Raw genomic sequence first — 14,279 nt, forward strand, 5'->3', positions numbered from 1 at the left:
CCCCCGGCAAATCTGGAATATTAAATTGCTCACGAGCGCGGCGGCAGCCGCGAGAGCTTCCGCTGGAGCGAGCGGCGGTGCATCCGGAGCTTGCGCGCGGCCTCGGAGATGTTCCCCTCGCAGTCCGCGAGCACGCGCTGGAGGTACTCCCACTCGACCCGCTCGAGCGACGGCAGGCCCTCGTCGCCGCCCGAGGCCGGGGCGAAGCCGAGCAGCGACCGCGCGCACTGGGCCGCGTCGACCGGCTTGGTCAGGTAATCCACGGCCCCCGCGCGGATCGCCGCCACCGCGTTCGCGATCGTGCCGTAGCCGGTGAACACCACGATGCGGATGCCGTCATCCATGCCCCGCAGCGTCCCGACGAGCTCGATCCCGCTCTGCCCGGGCATCCGGACGTCGACGAGCGCGTACTCGAACACGTGCTCGCGCGCCATCGCCGTGGCCTCCTCCGCGCTGCCGGCGAGGAACACGGCGAAGCCGTTCCGGCCGAGCGCCTGGCCGAGCGCGGACCGGAAGGTCGCGTCGTCGTCGACGATGAGCAGCGTCGGCTCGGAAGCGGGCTCCGCGCTCATGAGTCCACCGGCGCGAGGCGCAGGGCGACCCGCGTGCCGCGCGCGGTGCCTGCGTCCGGACCCTGCCTCGACGACACCGTGAGGCGCCCTCCGACCTGCTCGATGAGCGTCCGCACGAGGTAGAGCCCGAGGCCCATCCCCTCGCCGGGCGCCTTGGTCGTCACGAACGGCTCGCCGAGCCGCCCCTCGAGGCCCTGCGGGACGCCCACCCCGCCGTCCTCGACGCTGATCACCGGCGCGCCGCCCTCGTCCCCGACCGTGACAACGATCGGCCCCGCGGCCGCCGGGCTCGGCCCGAGCGCCTCGAGCGCGTTGTCGAGCAGGGCGAACAGCGCCGCCTCGATGTCGGCCGCGTCGAGCGGCACCGTGCGGCGCGGCGCGAGGTCGCCGCGCACCTCGACCGCGACCCCGGGGTGCGCCGCCTGCCACGCCGCCACGCCGCGCCGCGTCGCCTGGCCGACGTCGACGCCGGCGCGCAGCCCGTCCGCCCGGACGTCCGCCCGCATGCGCGCGATGACCACGCGGCAGCGCTCGACCTGCTCCGCGATCGTGCGGGCGCGGCGCCGCGCGGCGTCGCTCGACGCGGCGTCGTGGAGGCTCTCCTCGGCGAGCACCGCGATCGTCCCGAGCGGGGTGCCGAGCTCGTGGGCGGTGCCGGCCGCGAGCGCGCCGAGCGCCTGGAACCGCGAGGCCTCCTCCGCGCGCCGGCGCAGCGCCGCGTTCTCGGCGGCGCTCTCGTCGAGCGCGCGGCGGACCTTGAGGAGCACGTGGGCGACGAGCGCCGAGCTCAGCACGAAGGCGAGGAGCATCCCGTAGAGGTGGGCCGAGAAGGCGCCGTGCTCGGGGTGGCTCGGGCAGCACGCGCCGGAGGGGAGCGCGAAGAGCGCCGCGAACAGGCAGGCCGCGAGCGCCGCGAGCGCGAAGGTCGTCCGCGCCGGCAAGAGCGCCGCGGCGAGCGCGACGTGCACGAAGAAGAGCGCGCTGAACGGGTTGCCCGCGCCGCCCGACGCGGCGAGGACGCCGGCGATCGCGACGAGGTCGAGCGCCACGACGCCGGCGACGAGCGCGCTCTGCGCCCCCTGCTCGGACCTCAGCCGCCGCGCGAGGACGACGTTGAGCCCGGCGGCCAGCGCCAGGATGGGGACGGCGATCGCGTACCGGACGTGGTAGCCGAACAGCGCCTCGTCGAGGACGAGCGTCGCCGCGAGCACGGCGAACAGCGCCCAGCGCAAGCCGATGAGCCAGCGGAGGACGATCCCGCCCGCCGGCGCCTGGTCAAGGGAAGCCTCGTGCGTCACGGCACGACTATACCGCGAACGCCGCGGGCGCTCCGGAGCGCCGCGCTCACCGCGGCTTCAGCACGGCGAACAGCGCGCGCGGGGGCGGCTCCATGGGGCCGTGGTAGACGGTCTCCTCGGCGGAGAGGACCTCGAAGTCCGCCCCGAAGATCTCGCGCAGCGCCTCGGGCGTGAACCGGTACGGCCCCTGGTCGTACGGCTCCAGCACGCTGAAGCACTTGAGAAACAGGTGCCCTCCGGGCGCGACGAGCCGCTTCAGCGTGCGGACGTAATCGGCCCTGCGCGCCGGCGGGAGGCAGTGGAAGCAGCCGCGGTCGAAGACGACGTCGAAGCGGTCGTCGAGCTTGCTGTCCAGGATGTCGTCCTGCAGGAAGCGCGCGGAGGCTCCTCGCCGCGCCGCCTGCGCCGCCTGCGCCGCCGCCTGCTCGATGGCGGCGTGGGAGAGATCGGTGCCGGTGACGTCGAACCCGCGCTCGGCCAGCGCGAACGCCTGCGTGGCCGGGCCCGTGCCGAGGTCGAGCGCCCGTCCCCGCGCGATCTGCCGCTGCTCGAGCGCCCGCTCGAGGTCGGGATCCAGGCGCGCGTGGTACCAGGGCATGCTCTCCGCCGGGGTGCTTCGATACAGCTCTTGCCAGTCAGGGAAGTTCCGCTCGTCGCTCATGCCACCGTTATAATCCGCGCGGGCGGCGCTGCACCCGACGTTCTCGTGTAGGCTCCGGCGCGGGCGCAGGCGCGGGCGCAGGCGCGGCAGCAGGGGAGCAGGGCGGTGAGGATCACATGCGTGGGCGGCGGGCCGGCGGGCCTCTACCTCGCGCTGCTCGCGAAGCAGCGCGACCCGCGGCGCGAGGTCGTCGTGGTGGAGCGGAACCGGCCCGACGACACGTTCGGCTTCGGCGTCGTGTTCTCGGACGCGACGCTCGACAACCTCGAGGGCGCCGACCGCCCGACCTACGACGCGATCCGGGGCAGCCTCGCCCACTGGGACGAGCTCCACGCGCACTTCCGCGGGCGCGTCCTCGTCTCGAAGGGGCACGGCTTCAGCGGCCTGTCGCGCCGGAGGCTGCTCGAGATCCTGCAGGGGCGGGCGCGGGAGCTCGGCGTCGTCCTGCGCTTCGAGGAGGAGGTCCTCGACCCGGACGAGATCGTGTCCGGGAGCGACCTCGTCGTCGCGGCCGACGGGGTGAACAGCCGGATCCGCGAGCGCTTCGCCGACAGGTTCCAGCCGCGCATCGACGTCCGGCCGAACCGCTTCGTGTGGCTCGGCACGACGTTCCCGTTCGACGCGTTCACCTTCTACTTCGAGGAGAACCGCCACGGGCTCTTCCGGGTGCACGCGTACCGCTACGAGCCGGATCGCTCGACGTTCATCGTCGAGTGCCGGGAGGAGACCTTCCGGCGGGCGGGCCTCGAGCAGGCGGGCGAGGACGGGACGATCGCGTACTTCGAGGAGCTCTTCGCCGACAAGCTCCGGGGGCACCGGCTGCTGAAGAACCGGAGCGTGTGGCGGAGCTTCCCCACGGTGCACAACGAGCGCTGGAGCGCGGGCAACGTGGTGCTGCTCGGGGACGCCGCGCACACGGCGCACTTCTCGATCGGCTCGGGGACGAAGCTCGCGCTCGAGGACGCGATGGCGCTCGTCGAGAGCCTGGGGCGGCACGCGCGCGTGCCCGAGGCGCTCGCGGCCTACGAGGCGGAGCGCAAGCCCAAGGTGGCCGCGTTCCAGCGGGCGGCGCAGGTGAGCCTCCAGTGGTTCGAGAACACCGAGCGCTACATGGCGCTCGACCCCGTGGAGTTCATGTTCAGCCTGCTGACGCGCAGCCTGCGGGTGACGCACGAGGGGCTGAAGGCGCGCGATCCGGCGTTCGTGCGCGAGGTCGACGCGCACGTCGCGAGCAAGGCCGAGGAGCAGTCGGGGGCGCGCGTCGTCGACGCGGGCGACGCGCGCGGCGGCCCGCCGCCGCCGATGTTCACGCCGTTCCGGCTGCGGTCGCTCGTGCTCGAGAACCGCGTCGTTGTGTCGCCGATGTGCCAGTACTCCGCGGACGACGGGCGGATCGACGACTGGCACCTCGTGCACCTCGGGAGCCGGGCGCTCGGCGGGGCGGGGCTCGTGATCACCGAGATGACCGACGTGAGCGCCGAGGCGCGCATCACGCCCGGCTGCGCGGGGCTCTACCGGCCCGACCACGCCGGGCGCTGGCGGCGCGTCGTCGATTTCGTCCACGCGCACTCCCGGGCCCGGATGGGCGTTCAGCTCGCGCACGCGGGGCGCAAGGGCGCGACGAAGCGGATGTGGGAGGGGATGGACGAGCCGCTCGAGGCCGGCGCCTGGCCGCTGCTCAGCGCGTCCGCGGTGCCGTACCTCGCCGAGAGCCAGGTCCCGAAGGCGATGGATCGCGGGGACATGGACCAGGTGACCGAGGATTTCGTGCAGGCGGCGAGGCGCGCGGACGAGGCCGGGTTCGACCTGATCGAGCTGCACTGCGCGCACGGGTACCTGCTCTCGAGCTTCATCTCGCCGCTCACGAACCGGCGCACGGACGCCTACGGCGGCCCGATCGAGCGCCGGATGCGCTACCCGCTCGAGGTGTTCGACGCGGTGCGGGCCGCGTGGCCCAAGGAGAAGCCGATGAGCGTGCGCATCTCCGCGACCGACTGGGCGCCGGGCGGGCTCACGACGGACGATCTCGTCGCGCTCTCGGTGATGCTCCGGGAGCACGGCGCCGACATCATCCATGTCTCGGCGGGGCAGACGGACCCGGTGAGCAAGCCCGAGTACGGGAGGCTGTTCCAGACGCCGCTCTCCGAGCTCGTGCGGCTCGAGGCGAAGGTGCCGACGATCGCGGTGGGCAACATCCAGAGCTACGCGGACGTGAACAGCATCATCGCGGCCGGCAGGGCGGACCTGTGCGCGCTCGCGCGGGCGCACCTCTACGACCCGTACTGGACGCGGCACGCCGCCGCGGAGCAGGGGTTCGAGATGGAGTGGCCGCCTCAGTACAGGTCGGTCGAGAGGTACACGCTGCGGATGCGGTGACCCGGCGGCGACGCCGCGCCGAGGGATCGGAGCGCGCGTGGATGGCCAGAGGGCCGGCGCCCTTCAGGGACCGGCGCGGCGCTTGCGCTCGGCGCGCGCGTCTTTCAGAGTCGCAGGACCCGATGGCGTCAGAGGACGTGCGCTACCGCGAGCATGCGCCCCACCCCCTCTTGCGCGGCGCGGTGCAGAGCTGCTCTTCCTACGAGGAGCGCCACACGGCGAGCACGGAGGAGCATCGCCTCCTGCCCGAGGCCAGCATCGATCTCGTGTTCCACTGCGGCGACGCGCGCATCGAGGGGCGCGATGGCCGCCTGCGCCCCTTGCCGCCGGTCTTCGTGATCGGCGTGCGGGACGAGCCTGCCCGGATGGTGTCTCGCGGCCTGTCGCGCGTGCTCGGCGTCCGCTTTCATCCGTGGCACGCGGCCTCGTTTCTCGAGGACGAGGCCGATCTGCGCGGCTACGGCACGATGGTGGGCCCGGGCCTGCGCGCGCTCTCCGCGCGGGTCGGCCCGCTCCTCGAGGCGGGCGAGAGCGGCGCGGCGCTCGGGCTGATCGAGGGGTGGCTGCTCGCGCGGCGCCGCGTGGCCCGCCGGCCCGCCGGCCCGGTGGAGGCGGCGGGCGTCGCGCTCCACGCGAGCCACGGGGGCGCGCGCGTCGGCGCGCTCGCCGGGCGGCTCGGGCTGTCGGTCCGGCAGCTCGAGCGGCAGTTCAAGCGATCTGCCGGGATGTCCCCCAAGGCGCTCGCGCGGCTCATCCGCTTCTCCCGGGCCACCGAGCGCCTCGAGCTCGACCCGGGCGCGCGCCTCACCGCGCTCGCCTTCGAGCTCGGCTACGCGGATCAGGCGCACTTCACCCGGGAGTTCCGCGCCTTCGCGGGCATGAGCCCCGGCAGGTACGCCGACGAGGTGCGGCGCCTCTCGGCGCGCGGCGACGGCGCGCGGGGCGCCCCCCGAGCCGGCGGCGCGCGCGCTTGACCTGATCGGCCCGGGAGCGCGCGCCGCGTCGCGTTTGTTCAATCGAGGCGGCGCGGCGGTCGTCACGTTCTCCGCATGACGAGCGCCGTCCAGCGCCGTCCCGGCGCGGGCGTACGCCCCGGGGCGCTCTTGTTCCTCCAGGCCACGGCCTTCCTGAGCGCGGCCGGCACCGGGCTTGTCGCCCCGGTGACTCCCTTCCTGGCCGCGCGGTTCGACGGCGAACCTGCCCACGTGGCCTCGGCGGTCGGCCTGCTGAGCGCGTCCTACTCGCTCTGCGCCTTCCTCTCCGCGCCGGCGCTCGGGGCGCTGAGCGACGCGGTCGGGCGCCGCCCGGTGCTCCTGCTCAGCCTGGTGGGCTCGGCGGCCGGGTACGCGCTGTTCGGCTTCGCCGAAGCCCTTCCGCTCCTGCTCCTCGGGCGCGCGATCGACGGCCTCACGGCGGGCAACGTGGGCACTGTGTTCGCGTACCTGGGCGACACGACGCCTGCCGAGCAGCGCGCCCGGTATTTCGGTCGGATCGGCGCGATGTTCGGGGCGGGGCTGATCGCCGGCCCCGCGCTCGGCGGTGTCGCCTTGAAGCTCGGCCTGAAGGCGCCGTTCTTCCTGGCGGCCCTCCTCACCGCGCTGAACGCCGCAGGGAGCTATCTGTTCCTCGAGGAGAGCCTCGACCCCGCGCGCCGGGCCCGGGCGATGTCGTGGAGAAAGCTCAACCCGCTCTCGCAGCTCTCAGGGCTGCTCCGCCTGAGCCACCTCCGCCCGCTCCTGACCGTCGGCGTGCTCGTCACGGCGGCCGTCGTCTCCCTTCAGGCGACGTTCGCGCTGCTCGCCAAGGACCGGCTCGGGTGGGGCGCCGACGCGGTGAGCTTCGCCGTCATCGCGGTCGGCGTCACGGACGTGTGCGTACAGGGGATCTTGCTGGAGCGCCTGGCCAGGGTCCTCGGGGATGCGCGCGTCCTCGGGCTGGGCCTTGTCCTCGTCGTCCTCGCCCTCGCGACGATGGCGGTCGTCGCCTGCCACGCCTCGGCGCCGGCGTTCGTCGCGGCCATCGTGGCGTTCGCGGGCGGCGAGGGGCTGCTCGCCGCGTCCTTCTCCGCCCTCCTGTCGCGGGCCGCGGGGCCGGCCGCGCAGGGGCAGGCGCAGGGCGGCCATCAGGCGCTCCAGGAGCTGGCCTGTGTGATCGTGCCGCTCGTCGCCACCCAGCTTTACGCGCAGGTCGGCATGGGCGCGCCGTTCTGGGCTGCGGCGGCAGCGGCGGCGCTCGCCGGCGTGCTCCTCCGCGCGAGCGTCGTGGCGGCGCCCGCCGCTGGCGACGGGGCGTGACGGGGCGCGCGAGAGCAGAGAAAAAAAGTGGAGGCGGGGCCTTGATCCTCACGCTACGTGAGGACCTAGCCTCCGGGGCATGGACGTCCTCCCCCGCCCTGGAACCAGGGGAAGCACCATGCGTTCAGCACCGTTGAAAGTCGGCGATCTCGCCAGGCAGACCGGCCTCTCCGTACGCACGCTCCACTATTACGAGGAGGTCGGGCTGCTGTCTCCGTCGCATCGCACCGCGTCGGGGCACCGGATGTATTCGGCAGGCGACGTCGCCCGGCTCCAGCAGATCAAGTCGCTGCGAGAGCTCGGCTTCAGCCTGGAGCAGATCAGCGGGTGTCTGGACAAGGAGGGTTTCTCTCCGCTCCAGACCATCGAGCTGCACCTGTCGCGGCTGCGCGACCAGATCGCGCTGGAGCAGAAGCTCTGCGCGCGGCTCGAGGGCCTGGCCCACGTCCTGCGGGCGGGGGAGGACGTCTCTGTGGAGCAGCTCCTTCAAACCGTCGAGGTGATGACCATGATCGAGAAGTACTATACCCCAGAGCAGCTCGCGGAGCTCAAGCAGCGCGCGGACGCGCTCGGCCCGGAGAAGATGCGCGAGGCAGAGAACGCGTGGAAGACGATCTACGATGACATGCGGGCGGAGATGCAGAAGGGCTCCGATCCGAAGAGCGAGCCGGTGCAGCAGATCGTGCGGCGCATGCGGGAGCTCATCGACGCGTTCACGGGGAAGAACCCCGGGATCGAGAGCTCGTTGAACCGGATGTACCAGGAGGAGCCGTCGATGAGGAACCGGCCCGGGGTGGATCCGGCGTTGCACGAGTTCATCGGCAAGGCGATGAGCTAGCTCGCGTCACGCAGGTAAGTCCCCTCGGCGCGCGCTGCTGACGCGGCGTCGCCCGGGGCGCAGCGCGGGCCGGCGTGGCTGACGGTGGAATCAAGATGGTATAGCGTTCGGCGACGATGAGCGACGAACAGGGCTCGAGTGCGATCGAACGCGAGAATGCAGCGCTGCGCCGGCGGGTGGCCGAGCTCGAAGCAGCCGAGGCGAAGCTGGAAGCGCTCTGCTCGGTGAGCCGGGCGTTCATCGCCCTCATCAACCGCGACGGGGTCGTCCAGGAGACGTTCGCGACGCTCCTCAGCCGCTCCGGGAGGGTGGAGAGCGGGTGTCAGGCCATATCGATGGCCGCGGTGGTCCGCGAGGACTACATCGAGCGCTGCATCGGGACCATCCGGGAGTCGCTCGCCACACGGACGATCGCGAGCCTGGAGTACCCTGTCCGCTTCGGCCAGGACGACGTGTGGTGTCAGGCCTATTGCAAGCCGTTCACGGACGACACGGTGCTCTGGGTCGCGCATGACATCACGGCGCAGCGGCGACTGGCGTATGCCCAGGCCGAGCTGCGCGACTTCCAGGCGCTCGTGAACAGCGCCCCCGACGTCCTGCACCAGTTCCACACCGCCATCCTCGACGTCACGGGCGTCAAGGACGTCGACGCAGAGTCCGCCGACGCCCTGCTCCGCATCGCCCGCGCCGCGCGCCTGCTCGGCGCCCAGCTCGTCCTCACCGGCATCGGCCCCGACACCGCGCAGACCCTCGTCGACCTCGGCGTCGACCTCACCGGCATCACCACCCGCAGCACCCTCCAGAGCGGAATCGCCCACGCCCTCGCGCCGCGCAGCGGCCGGCGCGCAGCGTCCGTTCCGGGCGCGCCCGCCTCGGCTACCAGGCCGCGATCGCCCGCCTGAGCGTCGCGACCGCGCGCGGGAGGGCGCCTGCAACGAGCCGCCGGAGCGGACGCGGCGCGCCGAGGAAAGGTGGCTTGCGTCCGCCCGCGCCTCGATGTGGCCTTTGTGCCGCGTGGGGCAATTCGCGCCACGCCGGCGGGCGGAGCCGCGCAGCGCCCGGACGGGCTGCGAGGCGGGAGATCGTCACCGCGTGGGTCGAGCTGCCGCCGCGCTCGGCCTGGCATCCGCGTTGCTGGTTTGCGGGTGACCGGTGACGGGCAGCCGCCCCGGCTTGAGCCGCCCAGGAAGTACATCCCCGCGCCGCGCGCGCCCCTGCAGTGAAGGTCCGCTATGCACCTGCCCGGAAAAGAGATCCCCTGGAAGGACTTTCTGAACGACATCAAGCAGGAATGGGTCAAGGACAAGGTCGACACCGTCGCTGCTGCGCTGACCTTCTTCGGCGTCCTCGCGATATTCCCTTTCCTGCTCTTCGCGATCGCCCTCGCCGGCCTGGTCATCGATCCGGTGGAAGCGGCGCGGATGGTCGGCGAGCTCTACCGGGTCGCCCCGCCGGCGGTGGCGAACATCCTCGGCGAGCGGCTCCACGCGCTGACCGAGGGCCAGAGCCCGGCGCTCCTGACCGTCGGCGCGCTCGGCGCGGTCTGGGCCGCCTCGGGCGGCGTCATCGCGCTGATGGACGCGCTCAACTCGGCCTACGGCGTCGAGGACAGCCGGTCGTTCCTCAAGCGCCGCGGGATCGCCCTCCTGGTCACCCTCGGCGGCGCCGTCCTGCTGACGATCGCCTCGGCGCTCGCGGTCGCCACGCCGGCCATCGCCGAGCACCTCGGCCCGCTGGGGACGCTGATCCTCTGGCTGCGCGTGCCTGTCTCGGCGTTCATCGTGATGGGCGTCCTGGCGACGCTCTATTACGTGCTCCCCGACGTCGAGCAGAAGTTCAGGTTCATCACCCCCGGCTCGATCGTGGCGGTCGTGATCTGGGCCATCGCGTCCCTGGGATTCTCGTTCTACGTCGGCCGCTTCGGCAGCTACGAGGTGAGCTACGGCGCGCTGGGCGGCGTCATCATCCTGCTCCTCTGGATGTGGATCTCCTCGATGGCGGTGCTCCTCGGGGCCGAGATCAACGCCATCATCGAGCACCGCTCGCCCGACGGGAAGCGCACCGGCGCCAAGGACGCCGACGACACCGGCGCGGATGTGCCGAAGACCGAGAAGGAGCAGATCGAGGGCGCCGCGCTCCCGGCCGGCGCCCCGCGCCCTGCGCGCGGCGGCGGCGGCGGCGAGAAGAGCGCGGGCGGCGAAATCGCGCTGCCCCACCCGATCCGCTCGAACCACTCGGGGCTCCATGGCGGGAGGGCGTAGCCGACGCTGCCTGTCCCCGGAGCTCCGTTGAACCTGATCGCGAGGACGCCTCCATGCCGCACAGACTCACCCTGTCCACATCGCTGCTCGTGCTGTGCGGCTCGCTCGCCGCGGGCTGCCAGGGCTCCCAGAGCGGCGCGCCCATGGCGCCTCCGCCGATCGACACCGGCAAGGGCGCGGAGGCGGTGGACGTGCAGCGCCAGGAGGACGCAGGAGGCGCCGGCGAGCCGACCGGGGCCGGCGGCGCGCCGGGCACGGGCGGCGCGCCGGGCTGCGTCGACGGGCCGCTCATGAAGTACGTCGGGCAGAGCCAGGACGCGTGCGCGCGGATCCGCTTCGTGTGCGAGCCGGGGTGGAGCTACTTCAGCGACGACTGCGGCTGCGGTTGCACGAAGCAGCCGTGACCGAGGGCGGCGGCGCGGATCGGCGCGCCGGGCGGCGTTGACGGCGGCGGCGCGGGCAGCGCCACAAAAACACCTCGCCCTGGGCGGCCTGCGGCATCTAGCATCGGAGCCCGCATGCGCCCCCTCCTCATCGTGAATCCCCGCTCCAGCGGCGGAAAGACGGGCAAGCTCTTCGACGGGATGCAGACGCCCATCCGGCGCGTCCTCGGCGAGTTCGACGTCGTGCACACCGAGCGTCCGCGGCACGCGGTGGACCTCGCGCGCGAGGCGGCGCTCGGCGGGCGCGAGACGGTCGTCGCGGTGGGCGGCGACGGCAGCGTGAACGAGGTGGTGAACGGCCTGATGCAGGCGCGGGACCGGGGGGCGACAGGCACCCGGCTCGGGATCATCGGCGCGGGGACCGGCGGCGATCTCTGCAGGACGCTGAAGCTGAGCCACCGGCTCGACCGGTACTGCACGGCGATCGCGAGCGGCAGCGCGCGCCCGATGGACGTGGGCCGCTTCTCGTACGAGACGCACGACGGGCGGCAGGCCGAGGCGTTCTTCGTCAACGTGCTCTCCGCGGGGATGAGCGGCCTCGTGGATCAGATCGTCAGCGAGACGACGAGGGTGCTCGGCAACTCGCTGGCGTACACGATGGCCTCGCTCCGGGGCCTCGTCCGCAGCCGCGTCGGCCGGGTGCGCTGCGTGGCGACGCTGCGCGGCGAGCGGCGCGAGGAGGAGCTCGCGACGCGCACGGTGGCGATCTGCAACGGCCGCTTCTTCGGCGCCGGCATGCAGGTCGCGCCGATGGCGCGGGCCGACGACGGCGTGTTCGACGTCATCGACCTGGGCGGCGCGCCCCACGTCCGCTTCGCCGCCGTGTCGACCGGCATGTACACGGGCGCGCACATCCGCCACCCGGACGTCCGCCACTTCCAGTGCGATCGCATCGAGCTCACGCTCCTGAACCGCGACGTCGAGGACGCGTTCCTGCTCGACGTCGACGGCGAGCCGCTCGGGCGGCTGCCGATCACGGTGACGATGGAGCCGAAGGCGATCGAGGTGCTGGCGCCGGCCGACTGAGGGCGCGGCGGGTGGAGGCGGCGCGGAAGGAGGACCGGTTGGCCGAGCCGGTGGCGCCGCGATCTCACCGCGCGCCGCTGCCGCGGAGCGCCGGGGCGCGGCGCTGCGCCTCGCGCTGAAGCGCCCCGGTGACACCCTCGAGAAGCTCGACGGCGAGGGGTTCCTCGCCGACCCGGCGTGAGCTGAGCGCACGCACTCCCGTGAACCACCTCACGTCGTTCGAAAAGTTCTTGAGCTTCCGAGGACTTCCGTCGGACCGCACCAGAACGCATTGTGGTTGCGGACGAGCCGGCTCGCCGTCGACCACGATGCGTTCTGGTCGCGCAACGCGCCGCCACGGCATCCGTCCAGAAATGTCCTCAGGCGAGGCCCGCCTTGTTCCGCAGCACCTGCCGAAGCTCGACGAACGCAGGGGGGATACTGCCTAGCTCCCGCATCTTGCGAGCGACCTCCTTGGCCAGGTTCAGGTCTCGGTCGGATGATTTCGGCTGCGGAGGTCGCGCCGGGGTGCGATCGAGACCGGGGACCTTCGACCGGAGGAAGCGGAATATCTCCTTACCCGAGAACGAGCGGATCCACTCGTCGCCATCGAGGTGGTTCTGGAAGTCGCTGCGAGCGGCCTCGAGCATCTGGGAGCGCACGCCGCCATGGCTCCAGCGCTGCCACGCAGCGCCGTGCTCAGACCAGTAGTCGCTCGTATCGAGGTGTCGCTTCACCTCTTCGAGGCTCTGCATCCCCGTGGGGTCTCTGGGACGCTCGGGGAAGCCTTTGCCCAGGTCTCGCTGCATATTCCAGAGCACGCGGCAGCAGACCATCCAGAAATGCATCTTCTGCGCATGATCATGAGCGACCTTCAAGATACGAGCGGCTGACTCGCTGCCGGAAAGCGCAGCCAGGATGTCGAAGTCGAGGAGCAGGTTCTCGATCTCGTGCGCCGGAAGCCGGAGAACACGGCAGCCCGGCGAGGCCCAGCCAGATATGTTGTCATCGTCGAAGTCACGGTCCACCACCCCGTAGACATGCGGCCCGCGCGGGCTCGAGGTGACCATATGCGTCACGCCCGGTTTGCCATTGCCGACGAGCACGTTGATCTGCGGATCACTCCACACATCTGTGAGGACAGCGTGCGTGACCGGATCCTCGACCCAGACGGTGAGCGGACCCCGATACAGGTCGCGCAGCGTGGTCTTCATGAGGGCGGTACCGCCGCGGGCATGTCGTCATCGTCCCCGCCGTCATCGAGCTGCGCCCGCGGATCCTCGTCCTCGACGAGGATGAAGCGCTCGAAGCTCAAAGCCGAGTCCAAGATGGCCTCCGAGTGCGTCGCGACGATGATCTGCGTCGTCGGGGAGAGCTCGCGCAAGGCGGGTAGCAGCAGGCGCTGCCACTGGACGTGCAGGTGCTGCTCGGGCTCATCGATCAGCAGCACGTCCGTCGGCGCGTCCCGGAAGACGAGCGGGCCGGCGAACGCGAACAAGGCCACCTGGCCGGAGCTCAGGCGATCCAGCGGCACCATGCGCGGAATATCGGGGCGGACCGAGGCGAGCCGGCGCGCCATCTCGATGCTGGTCACGTCCTCGGGGACGGGACGGTCGTCCCGGAGTATCACCTCGTCGCCCGAGCCGGGATCGTTGCTCACCGGGATCACGTCGAGCGTCTGCCCGGCACCGTTGAAGCGCTCCCACAGGCGCTGCAAGCGGGCGAAGGGGCCATCGCCCGGTGCGGCTCGCGCGCCCCCGTTGGCGGGCGGTTCTGTGACAGGCTTGCCGCGCCTCGCCTGAGCGCGCAGATCGCGGTAGTAGGCGCTGATCAAGCGCCTCTTCAGCTCGCGTAGCCGGTGCGCCTCGACGTCCGAGCGCGCGGCGCCCGGACTGACCACCTCGCCGAGCGCCTCGGGCTCACGCCGGGCGGAGAAGTACTCCACGTTCACGTCGAGCCGAGCATGCTCGCTCCAGCCGTAGCCCGGGAGGGTCTCCTGCGGCTCGAGGCCGCGAGCGCTGAGAAAGTTTCCCGACCGGGCAGGTGTATCGTGGTCGACGCGCAGCACGGTATAGAAGTCCACGGCATCGTTGCGGTCCGGGAAGCGAAACTCTCCCCGGAGCTCCAGGGCCTCGGCCCCGAAACGGATCTGCTCTCGGAGGGGCGCGGCATCCCGCGGCAGCAGGTCCGGCCGGTGCAGCAGCAGGAGGATCGCTTCCATCAGCGCCGTCTTGCCAGAGCCGTTGGCCCCTGCGAGCACGATGAGGTCGAGCGCCGTCCCCCGCGCGTCGCGCAGATCGAGGCTGATCTCGTCGATGCCGCGAAAGTTACGGACGTCCAGCCTCGTGAGCCGCAGGCCGGGCGCTGATCGCTCCGTCGACATGGCGTAGTATGTACGCCGGTCGGCGGGACATCACCAGCGCGAGCGCCGGCAGCGGTGGCGCGGTTCGACGCGCCCCGTCATCACGCTCGGCGGCGCCATCTCCCCGATCGTTGTGTCCGACCCCCCTGCCCCGTGCTGGCGCGCCCCT

13 protein-coding genes are annotated in these 14,279 nt (G+C 72.2%); 8 read left to right on the forward strand and 5 right to left on the reverse strand.

Annotated features, from left to right (window positions below; all coding sequences use genetic code 11):
• Positions 1-29: 29 nt before the first annotated feature.
• Genes WME96_RS41355 through WME96_RS41365 form a run of 3 tightly spaced genes read right to left on the reverse strand, consistent with a single transcriptional unit; the run spans position 30 to position 2,531 of the window.
• Positions 30-572 carry a response regulator transcription factor gene (locus tag WME96_RS41355; protein ID WP_437287038.1) on the reverse strand — a complete coding sequence of 181 codons (543 nt, stop codon included), beginning with the start codon at positions 570-572 and terminating at the stop codon, positions 30-32.
• Positions 569-1,870 carry a sensor histidine kinase gene (locus WME96_RS41360; protein ID WP_437287039.1) on the reverse strand — a complete coding sequence of 434 codons (1,302 nt, stop codon included), beginning with the start codon at positions 1,868-1,870 and terminating at the stop codon, positions 569-571. The genes WME96_RS41355 and WME96_RS41360 overlap by 4 nt, the downstream gene beginning before the upstream one ends.
• 46 nt (positions 1,871-1,916) lie before the next feature.
• Positions 1,917-2,531 carry a class I SAM-dependent methyltransferase gene (locus WME96_RS41365; protein WP_437287040.1) on the reverse strand — a complete coding sequence of 205 codons (615 nt, stop codon included), beginning with the start codon at positions 2,529-2,531 and terminating at the stop codon, positions 1,917-1,919.
• 120 nt (positions 2,532-2,651) lie between these two features.
• On the opposite strand from WME96_RS41365, the gene WME96_RS41370 reads away from it, so the two are divergent.
• The 8 genes from WME96_RS41370 to WME96_RS41405 all read left to right on the forward strand — a co-directional run bounded on the left by WME96_RS41370 (position 2,652) and on the right by WME96_RS41405 (position 11,769).
• A complete protein-coding gene (locus WME96_RS41370; protein WP_437292407.1) occupies positions 2,652-4,907 on the forward strand; it encodes a bifunctional salicylyl-CoA 5-hydroxylase/oxidoreductase in 2,256 nt (751 codons plus the stop codon).
• A 122-nt stretch (positions 4,908-5,029) separates the two neighbouring features.
• Complete coding sequence (locus tag WME96_RS41375) at positions 5,030-5,881, forward strand: helix-turn-helix domain-containing protein (protein WP_437287041.1); 852 nt, start codon at positions 5,030-5,032, stop codon at positions 5,879-5,881.
• Between the two features lie 75 nt (positions 5,882-5,956).
• Positions 5,957-7,201, forward strand: a complete 1,245-nt coding sequence (locus WME96_RS41380) for an MFS transporter (RefSeq protein ID WP_437287042.1) — start codon at positions 5,957-5,959, stop codon at positions 7,199-7,201.
• Between the two features lie 118 nt (positions 7,202-7,319).
• On the forward strand, positions 7,320-8,039 hold the full coding sequence (locus tag WME96_RS41385) for a MerR family transcriptional regulator (protein WP_437287043.1): 720 nt from the start codon (positions 7,320-7,322) through the stop codon (positions 8,037-8,039).
• 116 nt (positions 8,040-8,155) lie between these two features.
• Complete coding sequence (locus tag WME96_RS41390) at positions 8,156-8,941, forward strand: STAS domain-containing protein (RefSeq protein ID WP_437287044.1); 786 nt, start codon at positions 8,156-8,158, stop codon at positions 8,939-8,941.
• 330 nt (positions 8,942-9,271) lie between these two features.
• Entirely contained in the window at positions 9,272-10,300 is a 1,029-nt protein-coding gene (locus WME96_RS41395; protein WP_437287045.1) for a YihY/virulence factor BrkB family protein, read from the forward strand.
• Between the two features lie 53 nt (positions 10,301-10,353).
• Positions 10,354-10,704 carry a hypothetical protein gene (locus WME96_RS41400; protein ID WP_437287046.1) on the forward strand — a complete coding sequence of 117 codons (351 nt, stop codon included), beginning with the start codon at positions 10,354-10,356 and terminating at the stop codon, positions 10,702-10,704.
• Positions 10,705-10,818: 114 nt separating this feature from the next.
• Positions 10,819-11,769 carry a diacylglycerol/lipid kinase family protein gene (locus WME96_RS41405; protein ID WP_437287047.1) on the forward strand — a complete coding sequence of 317 codons (951 nt, stop codon included), beginning with the start codon at positions 10,819-10,821 and terminating at the stop codon, positions 11,767-11,769.
• A gap of 359 nt (positions 11,770-12,128) precedes the next feature.
• Here the strand turns inward: WME96_RS41405 and WME96_RS41410 are convergent, their stop codons facing one another.
• On the reverse strand, positions 12,129-12,962 hold the full coding sequence (locus WME96_RS41410; RefSeq protein WP_437287048.1) for a hypothetical protein: 834 nt from the start codon (positions 12,960-12,962) through the stop codon (positions 12,129-12,131).
• The gene (locus WME96_RS41415; protein WP_437287049.1) at positions 12,959-14,131 is read right to left on the reverse strand and encodes an AAA family ATPase; all 1,173 of its coding nucleotides are present in this window, start codon (positions 14,129-14,131) and stop codon (positions 12,959-12,961) included. Before WME96_RS41415 ends, WME96_RS41410 begins: the two co-directional genes overlap by 4 nt.
• Positions 14,132-14,279 lie beyond the last annotated feature (148 nt).

Source organism: Sorangium sp. So ce406 (genome assembly GCF_051474675.1).
Lineage (GTDB): Bacteria > Myxococcota_A > Polyangia > Polyangiales > Polyangiaceae > Sorangium > Sorangium cellulosum_G.

Excerpts from the sequence above, each read along its gene's own strand:
- WME96_RS41355 (WP_437287038.1), bottom strand. The coding sequence starts at position 572 with ATGAGCGCGGAGCCCGCTTCCGAGCCGACGCTGCTCATCGTCGACGAC.
- WME96_RS41385 (WP_437287043.1), top strand. The coding sequence starts at position 7,320 with ATGCGTTCAGCACCGTTGAAAGTCGGCGATCTCGCCAGGCAGACCGGC.
- WME96_RS41375 (WP_437287041.1), top strand. The coding sequence starts at position 5,030 with ATGGCGTCAGAGGACGTGCGCTACCGCGAGCATGCGCCCCACCCCCTC.
- WME96_RS41400 (WP_437287046.1), top strand. The coding sequence starts at position 10,354 with ATGCCGCACAGACTCACCCTGTCCACATCGCTGCTCGTGCTGTGCGGC.
- WME96_RS41405 (WP_437287047.1), top strand. The coding sequence starts at position 10,819 with ATGCGCCCCCTCCTCATCGTGAATCCCCGCTCCAGCGGCGGAAAGACG.
- WME96_RS41415 (WP_437287049.1), bottom strand. The coding sequence starts at position 14,131 with ATGTCGACGGAGCGATCAGCGCCCGGCCTGCGGCTCACGAGGCTGGAC.
- WME96_RS41390 (WP_437287044.1), top strand. The coding sequence starts at position 8,156 with ATGAGCGACGAACAGGGCTCGAGTGCGATCGAACGCGAGAATGCAGCG.
- WME96_RS41365 (WP_437287040.1), bottom strand. The coding sequence starts at position 2,531 with ATGAGCGACGAGCGGAACTTCCCTGACTGGCAAGAGCTGTATCGAAGC.
- WME96_RS41410 (WP_437287048.1), bottom strand. The coding sequence starts at position 12,962 with ATGAAGACCACGCTGCGCGACCTGTATCGGGGTCCGCTCACCGTCTGG.
- WME96_RS41380 (WP_437287042.1), top strand. The coding sequence starts at position 5,957 with ATGACGAGCGCCGTCCAGCGCCGTCCCGGCGCGGGCGTACGCCCCGGG.
- WME96_RS41395 (WP_437287045.1), top strand. The coding sequence starts at position 9,272 with ATGCACCTGCCCGGAAAAGAGATCCCCTGGAAGGACTTTCTGAACGAC.